The 19746-nt window shown below is 48.4% G+C and carries 16 protein-coding genes and 1 pseudogene; 13 read left to right on the top strand and 4 right to left on the bottom strand.

What is annotated here, in order from left to right:
• The first annotated feature begins 139 nt into the window (after nt 1-139).
• The 5 genes from J7E21_RS00380 to J7E21_RS00360 all read left to right on the top strand — a co-directional run bounded on the left by J7E21_RS00380 (nt 140) and on the right by J7E21_RS00360 (nt 6353).
• On the top strand, nt 140-1543 hold the full coding sequence (locus tag J7E21_RS00380) for a sensor histidine kinase (RefSeq protein ID WP_215103688.1): 1404 nt from the start codon (nt 140-142) through the stop codon (nt 1541-1543).
• A complete protein-coding gene (locus J7E21_RS00375) occupies nt 1521-2195 on the top strand; it encodes a response regulator transcription factor (protein ID WP_215103687.1) in 675 nt (224 codons plus the stop codon). The genes J7E21_RS00380 and J7E21_RS00375 overlap by 23 nt, the downstream gene beginning before the upstream one ends.
• A gap of 307 nt (nt 2196-2502) precedes the next feature.
• Nucleotides 2503-4572, top strand: a complete 2070-nt coding sequence (locus tag J7E21_RS00370; RefSeq protein WP_215103686.1) for a heavy metal translocating P-type ATPase — start codon at nt 2503-2505, stop codon at nt 4570-4572.
• A gap of 175 nt (nt 4573-4747) precedes the next feature.
• Nucleotides 4748-5200: a hypothetical protein gene (locus tag J7E21_RS00365; RefSeq protein WP_215103685.1), complete on the top strand. Its 453-nt coding sequence runs from the start codon at nt 4748-4750 to the stop codon at nt 5198-5200.
• A 778-nt stretch (nt 5201-5978) separates the two neighbouring features.
• Nucleotides 5979-6353 (top strand): hypothetical protein, encoded by a 375-nt coding sequence (locus tag J7E21_RS00360; protein ID WP_215103684.1) that lies wholly within the window; start codon nt 5979-5981, stop codon nt 6351-6353.
• A 91-nt stretch (nt 6354-6444) separates the two neighbouring features.
• Here J7E21_RS00360 and J7E21_RS16135 read toward each other — a convergent pair.
• Nucleotides 6445-6570: pseudogene (locus tag J7E21_RS16135) on the bottom strand (VOC family protein); the annotation flags it as partial.
• 563 nt (nt 6571-7133) lie between these two features.
• Entirely contained in the window at nt 7134-7868 is a 735-nt protein-coding gene (locus J7E21_RS00355) for a C40 family peptidase (RefSeq protein ID WP_215103683.1), read from the bottom strand.
• A 1548-nt stretch (nt 7869-9416) separates the two neighbouring features.
• Between J7E21_RS00355 and J7E21_RS00350 the strand changes: the two genes are divergently transcribed.
• The 4 genes from J7E21_RS00350 to J7E21_RS00335 all read left to right on the top strand — a co-directional run bounded on the left by J7E21_RS00350 (nt 9417) and on the right by J7E21_RS00335 (nt 14114).
• Nucleotides 9417-10382: a patatin-like phospholipase family protein gene (locus tag J7E21_RS00350; protein ID WP_215103681.1), complete on the top strand. Its 966-nt coding sequence runs from the start codon at nt 9417-9419 to the stop codon at nt 10380-10382.
• Between the two features lie 94 nt (nt 10383-10476).
• Complete coding sequence (locus J7E21_RS00345) at nt 10477-11502, top strand: acyltransferase (RefSeq protein ID WP_215103679.1); 1026 nt, start codon at nt 10477-10479, stop codon at nt 11500-11502.
• A 492-nt stretch (nt 11503-11994) separates the two neighbouring features.
• Nucleotides 11995-12384 (top strand): hypothetical protein, encoded by a 390-nt coding sequence (locus tag J7E21_RS00340; protein WP_215103677.1) that lies wholly within the window; start codon nt 11995-11997, stop codon nt 12382-12384.
• 701 nt (nt 12385-13085) lie between these two features.
• Entirely contained in the window at nt 13086-14114 is a 1029-nt protein-coding gene (locus J7E21_RS00335) for an Ltp family lipoprotein (protein ID WP_215103675.1), read from the top strand.
• A 349-nt stretch (nt 14115-14463) separates the two neighbouring features.
• On the opposite strand, the gene J7E21_RS00330 is transcribed toward J7E21_RS00335, so the two are convergent.
• The gene (locus tag J7E21_RS00330; RefSeq protein ID WP_215103673.1) at nt 14464-14619 is read right to left on the bottom strand and encodes a hypothetical protein; all 156 of its coding nucleotides are present in this window, start codon (nt 14617-14619) and stop codon (nt 14464-14466) included.
• 263 nt (nt 14620-14882) lie between these two features.
• Nucleotides 14883-15185 (bottom strand): hypothetical protein, encoded by a 303-nt coding sequence (locus J7E21_RS00325; RefSeq protein ID WP_215103671.1) that lies wholly within the window; start codon nt 15183-15185, stop codon nt 14883-14885.
• Between the two features lie 323 nt (nt 15186-15508).
• Here J7E21_RS00325 and J7E21_RS00320 point away from each other — a divergent pair, with 323 nt between their 5' ends.
• From J7E21_RS00320 to J7E21_RS00305, 4 genes are all read left to right on the top strand, one after another.
• Nucleotides 15509-16582, top strand: a complete 1074-nt coding sequence (locus J7E21_RS00320) for a dTDP-glucose 4,6-dehydratase (RefSeq protein WP_215103669.1) — start codon at nt 15509-15511, stop codon at nt 16580-16582.
• A 34-nt stretch (nt 16583-16616) separates the two neighbouring features.
• Nucleotides 16617-17756: a glycosyltransferase gene (locus J7E21_RS00315; protein WP_215103667.1), complete on the top strand. Its 1140-nt coding sequence runs from the start codon at nt 16617-16619 to the stop codon at nt 17754-17756.
• A gap of 188 nt (nt 17757-17944) precedes the next feature.
• Nucleotides 17945-18139: a hypothetical protein gene (locus J7E21_RS00310; RefSeq protein WP_215103665.1), complete on the top strand. Its 195-nt coding sequence runs from the start codon at nt 17945-17947 to the stop codon at nt 18137-18139.
• Nucleotides 18140-18395: 256 nt separating this feature from the next.
• A complete protein-coding gene (locus J7E21_RS00305; protein ID WP_215103663.1) occupies nt 18396-18605 on the top strand; it encodes a hypothetical protein in 210 nt (69 codons plus the stop codon).
• The last annotated feature ends 1141 nt before the right edge of the window (nt 18606-19746 follow it).

Below are 19746 nucleotides of genomic sequence, written 5' to 3'. Positions count from 1 at the left end.
AAATCGAAACTTTTCCGATAAACTAGTAAGAAAGCTATCTTTCGTTAAAAAAGCAGGACATGACGAACATCAGCAAGAAGATACAACAGACGAAGTGCAGGCTATACCAATTTGGCCGACGCATTGAAAGAGGGAGCCTATGTTCAACAAACTGGCATTGAAAATCGGATTATTGTTTTTTGTCTTCATCGTCAGCATCGAAGTGTTCTTGTTTGCGACACTGTACGTCACCTACGTCAACGAACGCGTGGACGAAGTGGTGTCGAACTTATTGGCGCGCGGCAATACCCATAGCGAAGTACTCGAAGACAGCTTTGACGCATCGACTTTGTCCCACGTCGCGATGATGGAATCTGCCTCCGACTTTGTCGTCATCATCACCGATGCGGCCGGCAACGAACTGACCCATTCCGATACGATCGAACCGGAAATGCTGGATGTGCTCCAGCACACCGATTACGATGACATCCCGCGCAGCGGCGAGATTCTCGAAGAGCGCTGGAACGAAAAACGCTTTATCGCCACCGACAGCCCGATTACCATTGGAGAAGAGCATATGGGACACGTCTTCATGTTCGCCGAATCCAATCAAATCAAGCAGATGGTCGACCGGCTAAGAAACCAATTCCTCATCAGCGGGCTCATCACACTCGTATTGACCATCATCACCATTTTCTTCCTGACGCGCTTTATCACCTTGCCGCTCATCCACATGAAACGAGCGACCGAGCAAATGAGCACAGGAACGAGCGAAGTGTCACTCAATATCGAACGCAAAGATGAACTTGGCGGGCTGGCGAATGCCATCAACCGGCTGTCCACAGACCTCGACCGATTAAAGCACGAGCGCAACGATTTTCTGGCGAGCATCTCCCACGAGCTGCGCACACCGCTGACGTATATTAAAGGCTACGCCGACATTGCAAGCCGCCCAGGCATTTCAGAGCAACAACAAAAAGAATATTTGGCGATCATCCAGGAAGAAACCATCCATCTGACGAAACTGATCGGGCAATTATTCGAACTCGCACAGCTCGACCATAACCAGTTTTCCATCCGAAAAGAACAGGTGCCGCTCGATTCCTTGTTCCAGTCGGTCATCGGGCTCGTACGTCCGGCGTTCAATGACAAACAAATTGCCATTTCCGTCCGGTGCGAGCCGAACATCACCGCATACATCGATCCGGAACGGTTCCAGCAAGTGCTGCTGAACATACTCGATAATGCCCGCAAGCATTCAAAACAACATACGGCAGTCATCTTGCAAGGCCAACAAGACGAAGAGACGATCACCATCCGCATCACCGACCAAGGCGAAGGCATACCACAAGAAGATCTGCCGTTTGTCTTCGAGCGCTTGTACCGCGTCGACAAATCGCGCTCCCGTCAATCTGGTGGGAGCGGATTGGGCCTGGCGATCGCTAAAGAGATTGTCGAATCGCACGGCGGCCGTATTGCGATTGAAAGTGCGCCGGGTGCGGGGACCACTGTGACGATTACACTGAAAAGGAGGGAAGCTCGTGCACAAAATCCTGTTAGTTGACGACGAACAACGCATGCTCGATCTGCTCGCTTTGTATTTAACGCCGCACAACTACCACTGCGCAAAAGCACAAGGCGCGAAAGAAGCGCTCTATCAGCTCAACCAGAACCCATTTGACCTCGTGCTGCTCGATATTATGATGCCGGACGTCAGCGGCTGGGAACTGTGCACGAAAATCCGCAGCTTTTCCGACGTTCCGATCATTATGTTGACGGCGCGTGAGCAGCAAGAAGACATCGTCAAAGGCTTGAAACTGGGCGCCGACGATTACATCACCAAGCCGTTCAATGAAGCAGAACTGCTCGCACGCATCGAAGCGCTGCTCAGGAGGACGTCGAAAAACCTCATCGAAGTTGACGGGCTGAAGTGGGACGAAGAACGCTTTGAACTGAGCTATCGCAACATCCCGATCAAGCTGACGCCGAAAGAATTCTTCATGGTCGGCCAGCTGTTGAAGCATCCGAAAAAAGTATTCACACGCGAACAATTGATCGAGCTCATTTGGGGATACAACTCGGAAACCGAAGGCCGCACAATCGATTCGCACGTGCGCAATGTTAGAGAAAAAATCCGCCAATCCGGCTTTCCCGTAGACAAACACTTCCTGACGGTGTGGGGGCTCGGCTATAAATGGATAAACGAAGCCGACTAAAAAAAAGAACCCGCCGTCCGTAAGAAATCTGGATGGCGGGTTCTTTGATTTAATAAATCGAAAAGAATTTGAGTTGGTTATAAGAGATATGTAGAAAAACTACGGAGACGCCTGCGGGAAAGCGAGACAGCCGAGACCCCGCAAGTCGCATAGCGACTGAGGAGGCTTGGCGCTCGCCCGCGGCAAGCGCAGTAGTTTTTCGGAATATCGACAGGTGAAAATATATGGATTTCTCGACAATTTCTCGATAATTTTTTTCTATACTGGAAAAAAGTAACACAAAGAATTTGTTAAGAGGTGAGACGCAATGGCAAAGCATGACGAAACGAAAGCCGATCAGCATCATGAGCACGACCATCACGGGGAGTCGCATGCACATGACTCAAGCGCGCAAAAACCAGACGGCCACGACAGCCACCAGCATCACGGCCACGGCCACCACGAAGAGATGGTCCAGGATTTCAAGAAGCGCTTTTTCATCTCCCTGGTCCTGACCATCCCGATCTTGGCGCTGTCGCCGATGATCCAGCATTTCCTGGGAGTTGACTGGCGTTTCGCGAACGACATGTATATTTTGTTCGCGCTGTCGACGATCGTCTTTTTCTACGGCGGTTGGCCGTTTCTCGTAGGCGGCATCAAAGAGTTGAAAGACAAGACGCCGGGCATGATGACCTTGATCGCCTTGGCGATTTCCATCGCGTACGGCTACAGTACCGTCGTCGTGTTCGGCTGGGACGGCAATCAACTGTACTGGGAATTGGCGACCTTGGTCGTCATCATGCTGCTTGGGCATTGGATCGAAATGCGCTCGATCATGGGCGCCTCGAACGCACTCGAGCAACTCGTCAAATTGATGCCGAGCGAAGCGCATAAACTCGCCGAAGACAATCAAGTCTACGACGTGCCGCTATCCGAGATCCGCAACAAAGACTGGGTATTGGTCAAGCCGGGTGAGAAGATTCCAGTAGACGGTGTCATTGTCGAAGGCAGGTCGGCTATTGATGAGTCGATGCTGACGGGTGAATCGATCCCGATTGAAAAAGAAGATGGCGACGCGGTCATCGGCGGGTCGGTCAACAAAGAAGGCTCGCTCGTCGTGGAAGTCGAGAAAACCGGGGAAGATTCGTATTTGTCCCAAGTCATCACGATGGTCAAAGAAGCCCAGGAGTCGAGATCCAAAACGCAGGATTTGACGAACCGCGCGGCGAAATGGCTGTTTTACCTGGCGCTCGTCGCCGGATTCAGCACCTTGATCGTCTGGCTCGCGCTCGGTTATGCGTTCGATATCGCCATCGAGCGCATGGTGACGGTCATGGTCATCACCTGTCCGCATGCGCTCGGGCTTGCGGCACCGCTCGTCGTTGCAGTGTCCACGTCGATTTCGGCGAAGCAAGGCCTATTGATCCGCAACCGCACGAACTTTGAAGGCGCACGCAATCTCAATGCGGTCGTCTTCGACAAGACCGGAACGCTGACCAAGGGTGAGTTCGGTGTCACGGACATCGTCGCAAGCCCCGGCTTCACAGATAATGAAGTGTTGCAGATGGCGGCCGCGATCGAACAAAACTCCGAGCATCCGATTGCGACAGGTATCGTGAAGTCGGCAAAAGAGCAAAACTTGCCGATCGACAAAGTGGAGGATTTCCAGTCGATCACCGGCAAAGGCATCGAGGGGCAAGTGAACGGCCGGAAAATCAATGCCGTCAGCCCAGGCTATGTCAAAGGCGAAAACTTGCCTTTTGACGAAGACATGTTCAACGAGCTTTCCGAACAAGGCAAAACAGTGGTCTTTGTACTGGTCGACGATAAACTGGCCGGCATGATCGCGCTCGCCGATATGGTGCGGGACACGGCGAAACAGGCGGTCGCCGCACTAAAGGCAAAAGGCATCCATTCGATCATGCTGACGGGCGACAACGAGAAAGTCGCCAACTGGGTCGCCGCACAGCTCGGCATCGAGGAAGTGTACGCGGAAGTTCTGCCCGATGATAAGGCCAAACAAATCAACAAAATCAAAGAAAAGGGATGGCGCGTCGCCATGACCGGTGACGGCGTAAACGACGCACCGGCACTTGCAACGGCGGACCTTGGCATCGCGATCGGAGCCGGCACCGACGTTGCGATGGAAACGGCGGATATTGTCCTAGTCAAGAGCAATCCGAATGACGTCGTCGCGCTCATCGATTTGTCGAAAAAGACTTACCGCAAAATGGTCCAAAACTTATGGTGGGCGACCGGCTATAATATTTTCGCGATTCCGTTAGCTGCCGGCGTCTTGGCACCGTGGGGCATCATCATCAGCCCGGCGGTCGGCGCAGTGTTCATGAGCTTGAGCACGATCATCGTTGCAATCAACGCGAAATTGCTGAAAGGGTGAAGCATATAATAGAAGAGAGTTAGTAAGAGCGGCAACTCCATCACGAGTTGCCGCTCTTTTTTTGTGCAAATAAGTGAATAATAATATGAAATATCCGGGGAACAATATATAGTTAGAACTAATGAAGTTATCGTGCATCGATTAATGGCGCTTAACAAGAAAGAGAGGATGAAAAGTGAACAGTTTGCCTAAAAGATTGCTGAGCGTATTAATCGCTGTGCCCATCACGATCGTATTTTTCTTATTTTTGGACACGCTCGGTCCTGTCCTGACAGAAGAATCCGGAGCGGTCGACCTGTCCTCAGAGATCTTCGAATCGACCATGTTGCTCGTCATGTTTGCGACACTAGTATTTGTCTTGATTGGCATACCCGTTTCCTACGGCGTGGATTATGTCGCGAAGAAAATGCACAACCATTCCCATGTCCAATCCTATTTGGTGAAGCTCGTTTTATATACCATGATCGCGGTGTTCATGATTATGCTGACATTCGAACGCGGCAGCGCACTGGATCTTGTGCCAATCAGCGGAATCATCGGCCCGGTATTGATCGGTTATCATGTACTGTTTTTGATCAGGAAAGAGTATCGCGCCAAACAACCTGCGATAAAGAAAGCTATGAGTTGAAAACTTGAACACAACGAACAGAGGACAAAGCGCAAAACGCTTTGTCCTCTGTTTTCCGTTCGATGGCACGCCTGATCCGTCTATTCACGCCATCTGGGCATGAGCCAGTTAGGCGGCTTCCTCAATCACCGGCTCCGTCACTTCATACTGCGGCTTGTCGTTGTCATTGCAACCGACAAGCAAAAATACCGCCGCCACGAGCACCACAATGAGCTTGCTGACCATCAGAACCCCTCCTCATAAATGTATGTACGACAACAAGTCGGAGAAGCTAAGTTTGGGATGTAATCCAACAAGCTAATTCAAGTAAAGCGGCTATTAAGATAAATAAAAACGCTATATAACTTGAGCTAAAGAGATATCAGTGAATTACCACTAATACCTGACCGATGATGATGTGCAGACTAAGAACCAGGGTATGGAGCAAAACTGCGGAGACTCCCGCGGGAAAGCGAGACAGCCGAGACCCCGCAAGGCGCGAAGCGACTGAGGAGGCTTGGCGCTCGCCCGCAGGAAAGCGCAGCGGTTTTGCGGAATATCTAAAGATGAAGCTTATTAGTTTAACTTGTATATAAAATGATAATTAATTGACTTCATTATAACATATTTGACTAACAAAAAACTGCCATTTTCTACTGATTATTTCGGTAAACTAAGCTAAACTAGTAATAACCACATTTTTCAATATTATCTAATAACTTTAAAACACTTATTAAAGCTCTTTGCAACTAGAAACGAAACGATCAGTCATTTCATTTCAGGGAGAGGAGAAAAACTTATGAAGAAACTGGCATCATTGCTACTGGTGCTTGTGTTAAGCGGCTGCGTTCAAGGGGACCGCTATCAGTTTGCGGGGAGCGGTGATAATTGGGATGTGTTGTATATCGTCGATGTGGCGGGGCAAGACAACCAGCAAGCGACCGGCACAATTGTCTATACAGGAGAAGACGCGGCGCCGGAAACGATCATTTATTCAATCGAATCGGCATCAGGCGGAACGAGCGGGGCGAATGTCTCGACAGATGAGGGCAGCGTGAACATCGGCGGAGGGACATGCAACGGCTGTGCGGTTGTTCAGGGAAATGAAGAACTCGACGTGGAAATCAAATGGGATGGACAAATCGAGACATTCGGATTGACGACAGCAAAATAAAGCTCATCATACTTAGAAAATGCACCCGCACAAAAAGAAAGAACCGCTCGCTCTAGCGGTTCTTTTTCGCATAAGGATTGGTTGTTGCTAGTCACGCCATCTCCCGCACCGCAAAATAATTGTCTTCCGGATCGGCAAAATTAAAGGTCCGGCCGCTCGGCATTTCCGCGATGTCGCCGGCGGTTACGCCTTTGTCCACCAAATCATTCCACGGCGACAAGGAAAACCCTTTATCATCCGATCAGTTGCAGCTTTGATCCACTAGGTATATAAGCATTCACCAGAGGAGGGGGAGCATGAACAGAAAACCAAAATTGGCCCTATATTTTGTTCTCAGTATAGTCACCTACTTTGTCATTTCGTATCTTATTAGGTAATAGCTGAGTATGAAGTAGGGGAATCTAAAAGAACACAAATAAAGCCCTCCAATATAAGCAGTTGTTTAATCACTTCTGCTTATATGCTGGGGGCTTTTTCTGTTTTGGCTGATGGGAATGGAAGTGGCGACTCCAGCGGGAGAGCGTGGCCAGGTGAGACCCCGCAGGCAGCACATGAACGAAGTGGCGCTGAGTTCATGTGTTTGCGACGCATCTGTTTGCAGATGTGGGAGCAGCGGTTTTCTCAACTTGTGCTTTGCACAAGTTGAGTGAGGGTTTGGCGACGAGGAGGCTCACGGACCGCCCGCGGAAAGCGTCCACTGCAATGGACATCAGTTTTCCCCGTGTTAAATCCACAAAAAAAAAGAGCACCCGATTTTTCGGATACTCCATGAATCATCTATTATTTGAAGCGTTTGAAGCTGTGGAATTTCTTGCCCCAGTATGGATCGTTCAAGCTTTTCACTTCAGCACGTGCGCCGCCAGAGTGTACGAACTGGTTGTTCCCGATGTAGATACCGTTGTGGGAAATCCCAGGGCGGTAAGTGTTCGCGAAGAAGACCAAGTCTCCTGGGCGTGGGTTTGTAACTGTTGTGGATTGTGCAAACTGGGAAAGCGTTGTGCGTGAAACGTTTTTGCCTGCTTTTTTGAATGCGTACTGGACGAATCCTGAGCAGTCAAAGCCGGCTGTCGTCGTGCCGCCGAAACGGTACGGAATGCCTTTAAGGGAAAGAGCTTTAGAAACAACTGCTGAAGAAGACACGCTTGATGATGCTTGAACGACTCCAGAACCGCCAGATGATTTAGTCAATAGTGAGCCGTGTACCCAACCGTGTGTACCGGAAGTGCGGACTTTATGCCAAGTGCCGCTGCCGATTTTAGCCGTTCTAGTGACAGTTGCTGCTGCGCCTTTAGGAGCGACTTTGATGACGCCGTGGCTCGTGCCAGCATCTCTGCGGACGTTTGATGCATATTTGAGTTTATAAGCGCTGTTCGAAACCTGGACGATCGCTGGTTCTGAAGCTTCCTGGGCTACTTGCGTATGTGGTTGTGCTTGCACTGCGTTTTGAGCGTCTGTAGCTGAGTTGGCGAATACGAGTGATCCTGCTGCGAATAACGTGAAGAAAACTTTTTTCATTTTGTCAGTACCTCCGATTGGTTTTTAAAAGATTTTATGTTATCCAGATATAAAGAATATCGTTTTTTTGATCTGTCACTTACTATATAGACTGCCAGTAGCAAAAACAATGTCTATCCAATTTCATTTATGTTACAAGAATATTACGAATGAATAACGATTCACCAGGCTAGTCGTAGCAAGGGATTGAGAGATGGTAAAAATTTGTAAATGATGTTTATTTCTTTGAAAAACGGGAACTCGCGCGCATTTATACTAGACAGAATCGTCCAATTATTACAAAGTGAATCAGGATTCACTAAAAAAATAGAACCTTTTTTTACCAATTCGGGACGATCGGTCCTTTAACAGCGCGATTTTAGCTAAAATAATCATATGGTTATTAGAAAAATCAAAAACTATACCGGTAAAGTGTTGATACACAATTGTAACAATCCATTCATTGCTTTATTTTGGCTGCTTGAGGGTATACGGGAATTAATGAGGTTTTACTGGTAATAATGGGTTGTTTTTCTTTGAGGTTTATATAGAAGAAGAGAATGGTTGAGATTGCGCTGCAAGGGGCACGCTTGCCGGGGGGCGGGCGTCGAGCTAATGTGCCGCAAAGTAGGCGCCACATTTGTCTCGCCAGTCCCGCGCGGTCCCCCAGGCGTCGGCCCCTTTCCGCTCCATCTCTAGGTTTCGTGTGGAAAGTAAAAAGCATGGTTCACAAAAACTGTAAACGCTTGGATGTCACATCTTGTTGTTGGTTGTGGAGAAGGGGAGATATAATTGAGATTTCGCTGCAAGGGGACGCTTTCCGGAGGGCTCGCATTGAGCCGCTTCGATCGCTGCGCGCTCTCCAGGGTCTCAATTGTCTCGCTGATCCTCCCGGAGTCGCCCCTTTACGCTTCATCTCTAGTTTTCGTATGAATAATAAAAAGCATGGTTCACAAAAACTGTAAACGCTTGGGTGTCACTTTTTGTTGTTGGTGTTGGAAAGGGGAGACATAATTGAGATTTCGCTGCAAGGGGACGCTTTCCGGAGGGCGGGCGTCGAGCCAATGTGCCGCAAAGTACGCGCCACATTTGTCTCGCCAGTCCCGCGCGGTTCCCCAGGCGTTGGCCCCTTCCGCTCCATCTCTAATTGGTAGAAGAATGAATAAAGAGCGTGTTACATAATCCAAGATGAAGCAATTTATGATGTCCAATTCTAATAATCTAATAAGTTGTTTCAGCTTTCAAAAATCCAAGCTGAGTTTTATATGACTGTTAGCTTTCACAAGTTCGTCTAGCTCACTGCTTGTCTTAATGGAATCAATTTCTCAAAGAAATCAATTGAACTCACTCATTTCACAATGAACAATACTAGCGTCGGCGCGTCCAGGGGCTAGGCTCATCGCGAAAGCCATGCCCAAAGCGCCCAAGCGGTACGACACTAGATAAAATTCATCTGTGCTAAAAAACAACTTTCTCAAATAAATTTCTGTTCTCATCCAAGTGAAATTCAAATCGGCCGAAGCGGAGCAATGCATAGATTTTTTGCTTTACACGGAAGGGGAGATTCAAATGAAGAAAATCCTATCAATCGATGGTGGGGGCATACGGGGGATTTTGCCGGCGATGATGTTGTGTGAATTGGAGCGGCGAACGGGTAAGCCGGTCGCTGAGCAATTCGATATCTTTGTCGGGACGTCGACGGGTGCGATTTTGGCGCTCGGGCTGCTCGTTCCGGACGGCAAACAGCCGCGCTATTCGGCGAACGATATACTCAGGCTCTATGAACGGGAAGCGGAGAGCATGTTCCGCAAATCATTCCTTCATCGTGCGTTCGGACTTGCTGGTCGATTTCTCCATACGCAATACAATCACCGGGAGTTTGAACACGTATTAAAGGTTTATTTCGAAGAGCTCAAGCTGTCCGACCTATTAAAGCCGGCTGTCATACCGAGCTACGACATCCATGGGCGCCATGCGCATTTTTTCAAAAGCACCTGTTCCAAACTCGACGAACGGCCGCCGGACAGTGAGATCCGCCACATCATCCGCGCGGCCACCGCGGCACCTAGCTATTTCGCACCAGCCGCAATGCCGGGTTATCCGAAAGCTGCCTTTATCGACGGCGGTGTATTCGCCAATGACCCGGGCATGTGCGCTTATACCGAAGCACTCGATCTATATGGCGGGGAAACCGAGGACTTCCTGCTCGTGTCGCTCGGCACCGGAGAGGCGCAGCGGGAAATCGATGTCACCGGCCTCCAGGCGTGGTTCCATTACGGCTGGGCGCGCTCACTCCTGAAAGTCATGATGGACGGCAGTTCCGATTCGGTCGACCATCAGCTGAGCCATGCGTTGGCGAGCGAAGGAGAACAGCAGCGCTATTACCGCTTCCAGGAAAAGCTCCCCGCAGACGACTCCGGCATCGAGCAGCTCGACCGCGTCACAGCGGACAATCTCGCACGGCTCCGACAGCTCGGCAAAAAAATGATCGACAGACAAAGCGATGAACTCGACCGGCTATGCCGTTTGTTGTAATTTGATATCAAAGTGTAATGGGATTGTCGTGGTAACGCAGGCAATCGTCGGGTAAGATTAGTGGAGAATCAATAATGGAAAAGAGGTCAACCCAATGGCGCGAAGATACGGCTATATGGACTGGATGCGCGTCTTCGCGATTTTTACGGTCGTCGGCGTCCACGTCGTTTCGAAAATCATCAACAACACGACCACGGGCGATTGGGAATGGCAATATGCAAACGCGATCGACAGCGCACTGCGCTGGTGCGTGCCGATTTTCTTCATGCTGAGCGGTGCGCTTTTACTTACGCGCGACAGCAATGAGCGCATCGGCGAGTTTCTCAGAAAGCGCCTCGGCAAAGTCCTGTTGCCGCTGCTGTTTTGGAGCGCAGTGTATATGGCTTATAATATTTTTCAGCTCGGTGAGGAATACACGATCGGTCAGATGGCCGGATTGTTCCTGTCCGACGATATTTATTTTCATCTTTGGTTTCTCTATATCATCACGGGGCTTTACTTGATGGCGCCGTTTTTACGGCTACTTGTGAAGCATATGGACAAGACAATGTTCCATTATTTCTTAGGGTTCTGGTTTTTGTTCTCGGCCGCAGCACCGATTTTTACGCGGGCTACGGATTATGAAATCGCCTTTGCTGGCCAGATGTTCGCGCCATATATCGGGTATTTCGTGCTCGGTGCGTATTTGGTCATGTTCCCGATTCCGAAGCGCTGGTTGCCGACACTGGGGATTCTGGCAATTATCGGTTATGCGGTAACGGTGTGGGGGACGATCGTGGCGAATACGGGGCTTGAAGCGGGCGATTTTGATGCCTTCTACTACGAGCATTATTACCCGCATGCGATTTTCATTTCGCTGTTTGTGTTCGTGGCGTTCCAGCAGCTCGGCAAGAATTTGAAGTCGACACCGATGATTACGCGCATCAGTACGGCGACGTTTGGGATCTATATTATCCATCCGCTGGTCCAGACCTATTTGAACCGTTTGTTTGATTTTAATGAAACGACGATCAATGTGTGGGTTGGTGTGCCGCTATCGTGGATTGTCATTTTTATCGTGTCGTATGCGGTTATTCGGGTGATGCAGAAGACGCCGTTTGTTCGTCGGTTGGTGCCTTAGGAATAAAGTTTTTTGTGGTGGAGATTGCGCTTCAGGGGGACGCTTGCCGGGGAATCAACCTGAAAACAGCTGCTCAACTGTCTCTGCGTTCGAGCTTCGCAAATGAATAAGCTCAGCTATACTTCGCTTATTCATTCGTCGCCCCCTTCCGCTCTATCTCTAGTTTTATAGCAGGAAGAAAGATGTCATCACCTCTACTGGATAACAAGTAGAAGTGGTGATTTAATTTTTATCTTGCATAGGCATGACCGGTGACGGTGTTATAGAAGAAACTGCTTTTACAGTAATGTTGCTTGTGTAATGAAATAGCATGGGGGTATATATTGTGCCCGTCGGCAATTGAGTAGTAGTCTTCAATGTGTGCTGGGAAAGTTGAATTGTCTGGCAATAGGGGTCGAAGTTGGTTTGAATTCATGATAAAATGGATTTATGTGGAATAATAGGTAGGTTTTTGGGGATAGGAGGGGTAGCATCAAGAAATCGGTTTGGCTTGTGTTTGTTGCAGTTATGGCTGCGGTGCTCTCGGCTTGTTCGACCAATGAAGTGTTACGGGTAGGTGTTCCGTTTGCGGATGGTTTGACGGAGGGGATTCATTTCGAGAAGGATGTGACGGATGTCTCTTCGATCAAACGGCTGCGGGTGATTTTGCATAACGAAAAGGAAATGGAGACGCTCGATAGCTTGACGGTCGAACCGCAAGCGTTTTTTACGCTGGATCACCCGGATGGTGAGGAGGCGGATGTTCACCGCTATGTCTGGTACAGTGAAAGCGGCAGTGCGATTCTGTCCAATGAACGGGGCGTTATGTCATTAGAAGAGCATCAGGAGTTTTTCAGGCTGACAACGAAACAGACGAATGATTTAAAGAGAATTTTGGAATAGCTCTTTTATATAGTAGATAATGAAGATCGTAAAGCTCCGCCATGTGCGGGGCTTTTTTATGTGTGTGGAAATTAAGTAGTGTGAAGATTGCGCTGCAGGGGGATGCTTGCCGGGGGGCGGACGCCGAGACCTTGTGGCTTCGCCACATAGGTCTCGACTGTCACGCGCAGTCCCCCAGGCGTCACCCCCTTCCGCTCCATCTCTAATTTTATAGCGGAAATGAATAGCATCGCATTAATAAATAAAAGTGTAGAAAGTGAACAATCATTTCTAAATATCTTCATTTAATGACAGCTACTCTCCATTATAGAAACTAGATGAATACACCGTTCACTACCTCCAACGAAATAAAAAAGCAGATCCGCGCTCGCGGGTGAAGCCTAGCAGTGAGACAGCGGGGCCCAAAGCGGGGCTACGATTCATACCTGTTAAAAGTTTAGAAGCACTGACATTTAAGCAAATAACCACCTAATTGAAAATTCATAAACATACTTTTCTAACTCGCGTCTACAGCTCTATAAAATAATAAAAATAGGATTTTAGATTGTGTTATTGTCAGATAACTATTAAAATGTGAATAAGACATATTACTCAATGAAAAAGTATTATAAATTTGTGTGTTGGTTTACTATTATAGGTTCAAATAGTCGCTTGTATTGCCATTCATGTCATGGAAACCATTCTGAAAAGGAGGAAATGTGATGGGTAATTTATTCTTTTGGTTGTTTTTTCTATCTTTGTTAGCGTTGATCGTAGGATTAATTAAGCCTGGTCTTGTATTAAAATGGCTTCCTGAATCCAAGCGCAACAGGAAGAAAGTCGCCATGTATTTTGTCCCGGCACTTTTTGTTTTCTTTGTTTTGTTTGGGATAGCTTCAGATGCGGTCGAAGAGGATGTTGCAGCCGTCGAGGAAGTGGAAGCAGAAGAGCAACCGGAAGAGGAAGTAGTCGATGAAGATGCCGAGCGTGAAGCAGAAGAGATAGCTGCTCGTGAAGCCGAAGAACAGGCAGCAGAACGTGAAGCCGAAGAAGCAGCAGAACGTGAAGCAGAAGAAGAAGAAGCTCGTGAAGCAGAGGAAGCAGCAGCCCTTGAGGCCGAAGAAGCAGCAGCCCGTGAAGCTGAGGAAAAAGCAGAACGTGAGGCCGAAGAAGCGGCAGCTCGTGAGGCCGAGGAAAAAGCAGCCCGTGAAGCCGAAGAAAAAGCTGCCCGTGAAGCAGAAGAAGCGGCCGCACGTGAGGCTGAAGAAAAGGCAGCGCGTGAAGCTGAAGAAGCCGCAAAAAAAGCTGCCGCTGAAGCAGGAACAGTATCCCAGCAACAAGCTGTGAAACAGGCGAAAAATTATATCAGCTACACCGCCTTCTCGAAGAGTGGTTTGGTGGAGCAACTAGAATTTGAAGGCTATAGCAATGCGGATGCGTCGTATGCTGTAGAAAATATTGATGTGGATTGGAGAGCGCAGGCTGTCAAAAAGGCACAAGCCTACCTGGACTTTTCCGCATTCTCAAAATCGGGACTGATCGAACAGCTAGTATTTGAAGGCTACAGTAATGCGGATGCGGCGTATGCTGTAGAAAATATTACTGTGGATTGGAAAGAGCAGGCTGTCAAGAAGGCACAGGCCTATATGGACTATTCTGCGTTCTCAAGATCCGGGCTGATCGAACAGTTAGTATTTGAGGGCTTCAGTAATGCGCAAGCAGTATATGCCGTGGACATGGTTGGCCTTTAATCCGAAGTGGACTACAACAGAGATGTGAATCAACGAAACATGATTAGAGCGGCCCTCGTGGCTGCTCTTTTTTTTGAAATGAGAAACTTATATGACCTGTGATTATCACACGTTCGAAATCTAAATCTGAAAAAACTGTTCACCAATCAACTTTCTAGCTCTGCTTTTTCATAAAGATAGACGAAAAAAGCCGAGGCGGCAGCCCCGACGTGAGTTCGTCCTATCGTTCACAAGCCCAGTCATCTGATCGGCCTTCTGTTTCGCCGATTTTTCTTCAGCCTGTCGTTCAATAATAGCGAGTTTTCATTATTAAAGGGGGGGGAGAGCAGAGTTTCGAGGTGTCCAGAGCCTACTTGAATAGTTTGCCTAGGCCTCTGCCGGTAATCCTGCCTGCGCCTCGACGCAATATGCGTTTGCCGATTTTTCCTTTACGGACAGCTTGCACATCGCCTAGGATTTTTGCGATGGCGTATAACATGCTGCGGAATTTGTTGATGCTTTGCATAATGATGTCTCCTCTCTTATTAAAACGCACTTCTGTCGATGAAGAATTTTCGCGGGTACACAAGCGGATACCTTTTCACTCGCTTGAAGCAGTGAAATATCACAGCAGCCACGCGCTTACGGGTGAGCCGGAGCAGTGAGACAAGTGGTTTTCTTGGCTCACTGCGGGAGGCCAACCCAAAGCGGGGCTGCGTTTAACTGAGCGATGATCTAAACAACCAACTATCAATTTATCATACCAAGAATAAATCAAGTTAACCCAACCTAAATCTCTGCAGCCGGATCAGCTTTCAACTTCCGATACGCTGCGATTGTGAAGAACAGGTAAACGACGAGCGCCGTCGCGCCGAGTGACAGGGAAAGGCCAAGTAGGATGTAAAGCTGATAGACGACACTAAAAAAAGCGGCCACGCCGAAGAAGATGGCCGTGCGCTTATTCTTGCGGAACAGGTTGATGAAAATGATGGCGGTCAATGCGCCCATAATGAGCGGCATGACCAACAGCATTATGTACATGACCATTGGAATATCGATATGGCTCGCGGCTCCTTTCATATCATTGACCATACCATATCCATTTTCAACTCTCTTCTATAGAAGAAACTCTTTCGCCACCTGGCCCTTTCCATCTACTTTCCGCTACAAACAAAATTGCAATAACATTCCGAGGAGGGAAACCGGGAATTTATCAGGCGAATTAATCATAACCACTACATATATGGATAATATCTTACAATAATTAAAACTAAAGTCACTTTTATTTAAGAAAAAGTATTTCTTATTACCCAGTATTTCTGTATACTGAAACCACTATTTGAAATACAAGTTTTAACTTAGTTTTAACTTCTTGCCGATACACTAGAGAAAACGGCAGAAGGAGTGGGGGCATCATGAGAACTGTTACAGGGTTCGAGACGACGGGCAAAGAGGAGCGTTCGGACATGAGAACCATATTAGTAACGGGAGGCCATGGCTTTTTGGGTTCACGTTTTATCCATGAATTGTTGGACAAGTATCCAGCGTACCAGGTCGTGTCGATCGACCAGCAAGCTGAAAATGTGCCGGAATTGATTCGGCCGCTATATGCGTGTGATCGCTATGTGTTTCATCCGGTCGATATCCGCAACGGCGATGTGGTCGATGATCTTTTTGAGCAATACGCCATTACGGATGTTGTGCATTTTGCAGCGGAAACGCATGTCGGGGAATCGGTGAGAAATCCGGGGGTTTTTGCGGAGACCAATGTGCTCGGCACGTTTCATGTATTGGATGCTGCACGCAAGCAGTGGATGGACGGGCCGTTCGAAACAAAACCGCAATACGCGGGTTCGCGCTTTTTGCATATTTCCACAGACCAAGTGTACGGGCCAAGAGACGAAGGATTCGCGGACGAAGAAACAAAGGTCGGGCCGATCAGCCCTTATGCCGCGAGCAAAGCGAGCTCTGATTTGATGGTGAAGAGTTTCCATGAAAGCTACGGCATGGATACATTCGTACTGCAAGCATCGAATGTTTTCGGGCCGCACCAACAAGCGGACAAGCTGATTCCGATCATTTTGCAAAAAGCCCTATCCGGCGGGGTGATTCCGGTTTTCGGAACCGGGCAGGACGTCCACGACTGGCTCTATATAGAGGATTTCTGGCACGCGGCGGATACGGTATTTCATTTAGGTGATATAGGCGAGACGTATCTTGCGGGAGGCGATCAGCCACTCCAAACGCTCGACATTGTCGAATCGATCTGCACGGTGCTTGACCACCATTTCCCGGGAAATGACAGCTATAAACAACAAATCCGCTTTGTCGAACCGGCATGCGGGGCTAGAGCGCCGCACCGGTTTGCGGTGTCTTGTGAAAAACTGAAACGTGAACTGGACTATCGAGCAGAAACACATTTCGACAAAGGACTGACCCAGACGATTGCTTGGACGCTTTCCAAAAATCAGCTATGGGAAGTCGTGTAGCGTAACCCAAATGACAAGTCCCACGAGGTGTTCTATGATTCCATTTGAGACGATTAACCGACCTGAAAACCAACAGCCGGGGCACATACGCAAGATCGCCCTCGTCCATAAGCATATGAAAGCAGGCGGCATTGAAGCGCTGATCGTGCGCATGGCGCGCTGGCTCTCGAGCAACGGCTATAGCGTCAGTGTGTACTTATACAGCAGCGGGGGACCGTTGTTACGCCATTTGCAGCAAATCGACGGCCTGGAAATCATCGTCCGCGACAACGGCAAAGAGCCGCCGATCGATTTATCGGTGTTGAAACGGCTCGTGCGCGCGGAGAAATACGATCTCGTCTATTCTTTCAGTCCATCGGGGCTGTTGTTGTCTTACGCCATCCCTGCGCATGTGCGCTTGTCGGGTGTGTATCAGCCGGAGACGTACAAACTCGAGCGCAACCGCAAAGTGATACGCGCGATCCGTGCGTTCGACAAGAACTTCCATCAGAAGCTGGTGTTTATGAATCCGACGGTGCGGCGTTATTCGGCCCGCGCGTTAGCTGCGGAAATGCCGGAGCAGTTCATGCCGCTGCCGGTCGAACAAGGCGCCGAAGATCAGCAACTTGGCAGTCCGCATTCCCGGCGCATCGTTTCGGTCGGTGCTATCCAGCAGTTCTCGACGCATTACGCACAAGTGATCGAGCTGATGGAAGAGCTGATCCAGATCGACCCTGAATTCAACTATCATATTTTCGGGGAAGGGCCGGATGAAGCGCGTTTGCAAAAAAGCATCGCCGAATCCGATGCCAGAGACCATATTTTCCTCCATCCGATGCCTAGAAACGGCATGGTGAAATGCGTGTTGGAGGATAGCTTCTGTTTTATCGGGTCCGGCGCCGTCATGATCCAAGCGTGCGGCAGCGGCATTCCGGGCATCACGTCCCGGACCAACGATGCGGACGCTTTGTCGGAAGGCTATTTTCATAATTTGCCGCCGTATGAAATTGGTGAATCGTTCTGGGAAGCGCCAGAGACCTATGAAATCGGCGAACTGGTGAAAAACTTGCTCGTTTCTGAAAATGTTTACCGGAAAGTGGCAGAACGCTGCAAGCAGAAAGCCCGGAGGTTTGAGATCGATGCGGTGATGGGAGACTTTTTGCAGTTGGCAGAAGGCAAGCTTGCCGCCAACTAACTGAATTACTTGAAAATACGCCTAAATCTTCTTAAATCTAAGGTAAAACCGTGAAAAAAAGGTATTATTGCAAATTACTTATATCTTATGGTCTAGATATTGAAACGACTTTCCTGTATACTGAAGATAATAAAAAACAGGGAGAAACCCAGTCATTCCCATAATAAGCAGAAAGCAGGTGGAGCAGGATGGATTATACTGACTACCAACGCCGCTTAGAGCAAGAACACGGAGCGCCGATTGAACAAATCATCCGGACGGTTTACATCGACAAAGATCTCGGTCCTGCCACGGGGGCTCAAGCACTCGGAATCCCCAGGCAAGTCTTTATACACTTTGTCCAGGAGTGCAATTTGAAAACCGATAAACTAGAGCTCCTATAAGCTTACAAAACCACCAGTCAGTTGATTGGTGGTTTTTTTACGGCAAATTTTTTAATGAAAAGAGCAATTTTCAAAGTAAAAAACCTAATCAGTAGGAATAAATAGACCTGTCAGCTGTGTATTTTGTAATATACAAGAATAAACTAGGTAAAAATATTCAAAAAGGTCTAGTCAAAAGGACACAAGAGGGATATAATTGGGATATCTTATGAAAACGAAACGGTATAGATTGAATTTGCGGGAGGAGTGTCCGGGCATGACAGACTACGAGCTGGTGAAGAAGCAGTTAGAGAAAGAGCATAAGCAATCAATCGAGAGCATCATGTATGATTATTATATTGAGCAGGATCTGGGGCCGGCTGTGGGTGCGAAGAAGTTGGGGATTACGCGTCGGGCGTTTGTCCACTTTGTGCAGCAGTTCGGGTTTCAGGTTGAGAAGTTCGACCTTATTAAAAAAAAGTGCTGAATTCCGGTGAATTGATGGCTGCCCTTTGAGGGTGGTTATTTTTTTTGTGTCAAATGAGGTCTTGGGTTCAAGAGCGGGTAGAGAAAAGTGGTTTGTGTATATGGTTGTGGTGGAGATTGCGCTTCAGGTGGATGCTTGCCGTGGGGCGGGAATCGAGCCTCCTCGTTCGCTTCGAAACCCGTGTGCTCCCACATCTGCAAAGCAGATGCGTCGCAAATGAATGCGCTTAGCGAAGCTTCGCTCATTCATTCCCTGCGGGGTCTCTCAAACCCGCTATACCCACAGGCGTCAGCAGCTTCCGCTTCATCTTTAGTTTTATAGTATTTGTGTGGTGGAGATTACGCTGCAAGCCGACGCTTTCCGAGGGGGCCGGCCTCAGCCGCTTCCAACTCGCTCAATAGTCATTTTAAGAATCTCCACTGCTCTCACATCTGCAAGCAGATGCGTCGCAAATGAACAAGCTCAAGTACCTTTCGCTTATTCATTAGTCGCGGCTTTCCGCTACATCTCTAGTTTTAGATTGGTAGTCCAATTCATCATCTTCTCGAATTTTGATATGTGGACACAATGTATTTCATCGAAATCTGATGGGAGAACAAAATTGCATCCTCCACTCAAGCAGCCAGCTTATACCCAAGCTTAAGAAGTGAATAGAACATGTCGCATTTCACTTTCTTTTCCCAATGAAATGTATAAGCAGTCCCGCGCCGATGGGTGAGGCGCAGCAGTGAGACAGCGGGTTTCTGGCTCACTGCGAAAGCCCAACCCTCAGCGGCGGCTGCGAATCTACGGGTAGTTGAAAACAGGAGAATAAATCACTCAATGTGAAAAAACAACCACATCAGCCTATTAGGTTGGTGTAGCTGTCTCTATTTAAGTCCTGTAATTTCAGCAACTAGCTCAGCTAACTTTCCAAGCTGACGGTATAAATAGAACTTGTCACATCTCACTATCTGGTTCCAACGAAATGTAAAAGCAGTTCCGCGCCACGGGTGAAGCGAAGCAATAAGACAGGTGGTTTTCCTGGCTTATTGCGAAAGCTCAACCCTAAGCGGCGGCTGCGGCTATACAAACAACTAGCTCCCGGCAGAATAACTACCGGCTAGCTCTCAATCTCTAAATATCACCATCATAATAATAT

This window comes from Planococcus sp. ISL-109 (genome assembly GCF_018613655.1).
In the GTDB taxonomy this organism is placed as follows: domain Bacteria; phylum Bacillota; class Bacilli; order Bacillales_A; family Planococcaceae; genus Planococcus.
Note: the sequence above shows the minus strand (reverse complement) of the source record. Positions and strands in the feature narration are given on the sequence as shown.

Bases quoted from the DNA above. Each gene is read 5' to 3' on its own strand.
- J7E21_RS00350 (WP_215103681.1), top strand. From the start codon at position 9,417: ATGAAGAAAATCCTATCAATCGATGGTGGGGGCATACGGGGGATTTTG.
- J7E21_RS00330 (WP_215103673.1), bottom strand. From the start codon at position 14,619: ATGCAAAGCATCAACAAATTCCGCAGCATGTTATACGCCATCGCAAAA.
- J7E21_RS00320 (WP_215103669.1), top strand. From the start codon at position 15,509: ATGAGAACTGTTACAGGGTTCGAGACGACGGGCAAAGAGGAGCGTTCG.
- J7E21_RS00325 (WP_215103671.1), bottom strand. From the start codon at position 15,185: ATGGTCAATGATATGAAAGGAGCCGCGAGCCATATCGATATTCCAATG.
- J7E21_RS00305 (WP_215103663.1), top strand. From the start codon at position 18,396: ATGACAGACTACGAGCTGGTGAAGAAGCAGTTAGAGAAAGAGCATAAG.
- J7E21_RS00370 (WP_215103686.1), top strand. From the start codon at position 2,503: ATGGCAAAGCATGACGAAACGAAAGCCGATCAGCATCATGAGCACGAC.
- J7E21_RS00360 (WP_215103684.1), top strand. From the start codon at position 5,979: ATGAAGAAACTGGCATCATTGCTACTGGTGCTTGTGTTAAGCGGCTGC.
- J7E21_RS00345 (WP_215103679.1), top strand. From the start codon at position 10,477: ATGGCGCGAAGATACGGCTATATGGACTGGATGCGCGTCTTCGCGATT.
- J7E21_RS00315 (WP_215103667.1), top strand. From the start codon at position 16,617: ATGATTCCATTTGAGACGATTAACCGACCTGAAAACCAACAGCCGGGG.
- J7E21_RS00335 (WP_215103675.1), top strand. From the start codon at position 13,086: ATGGGTAATTTATTCTTTTGGTTGTTTTTTCTATCTTTGTTAGCGTTG.
- J7E21_RS00310 (WP_215103665.1), top strand. From the start codon at position 17,945: ATGGATTATACTGACTACCAACGCCGCTTAGAGCAAGAACACGGAGCG.
- J7E21_RS00380 (WP_215103688.1), top strand. From the start codon at position 140: ATGTTCAACAAACTGGCATTGAAAATCGGATTATTGTTTTTTGTCTTC.
- J7E21_RS00355 (WP_215103683.1), bottom strand. From the start codon at position 7,868: ATGAAAAAAGTTTTCTTCACGTTATTCGCAGCAGGATCACTCGTATTC.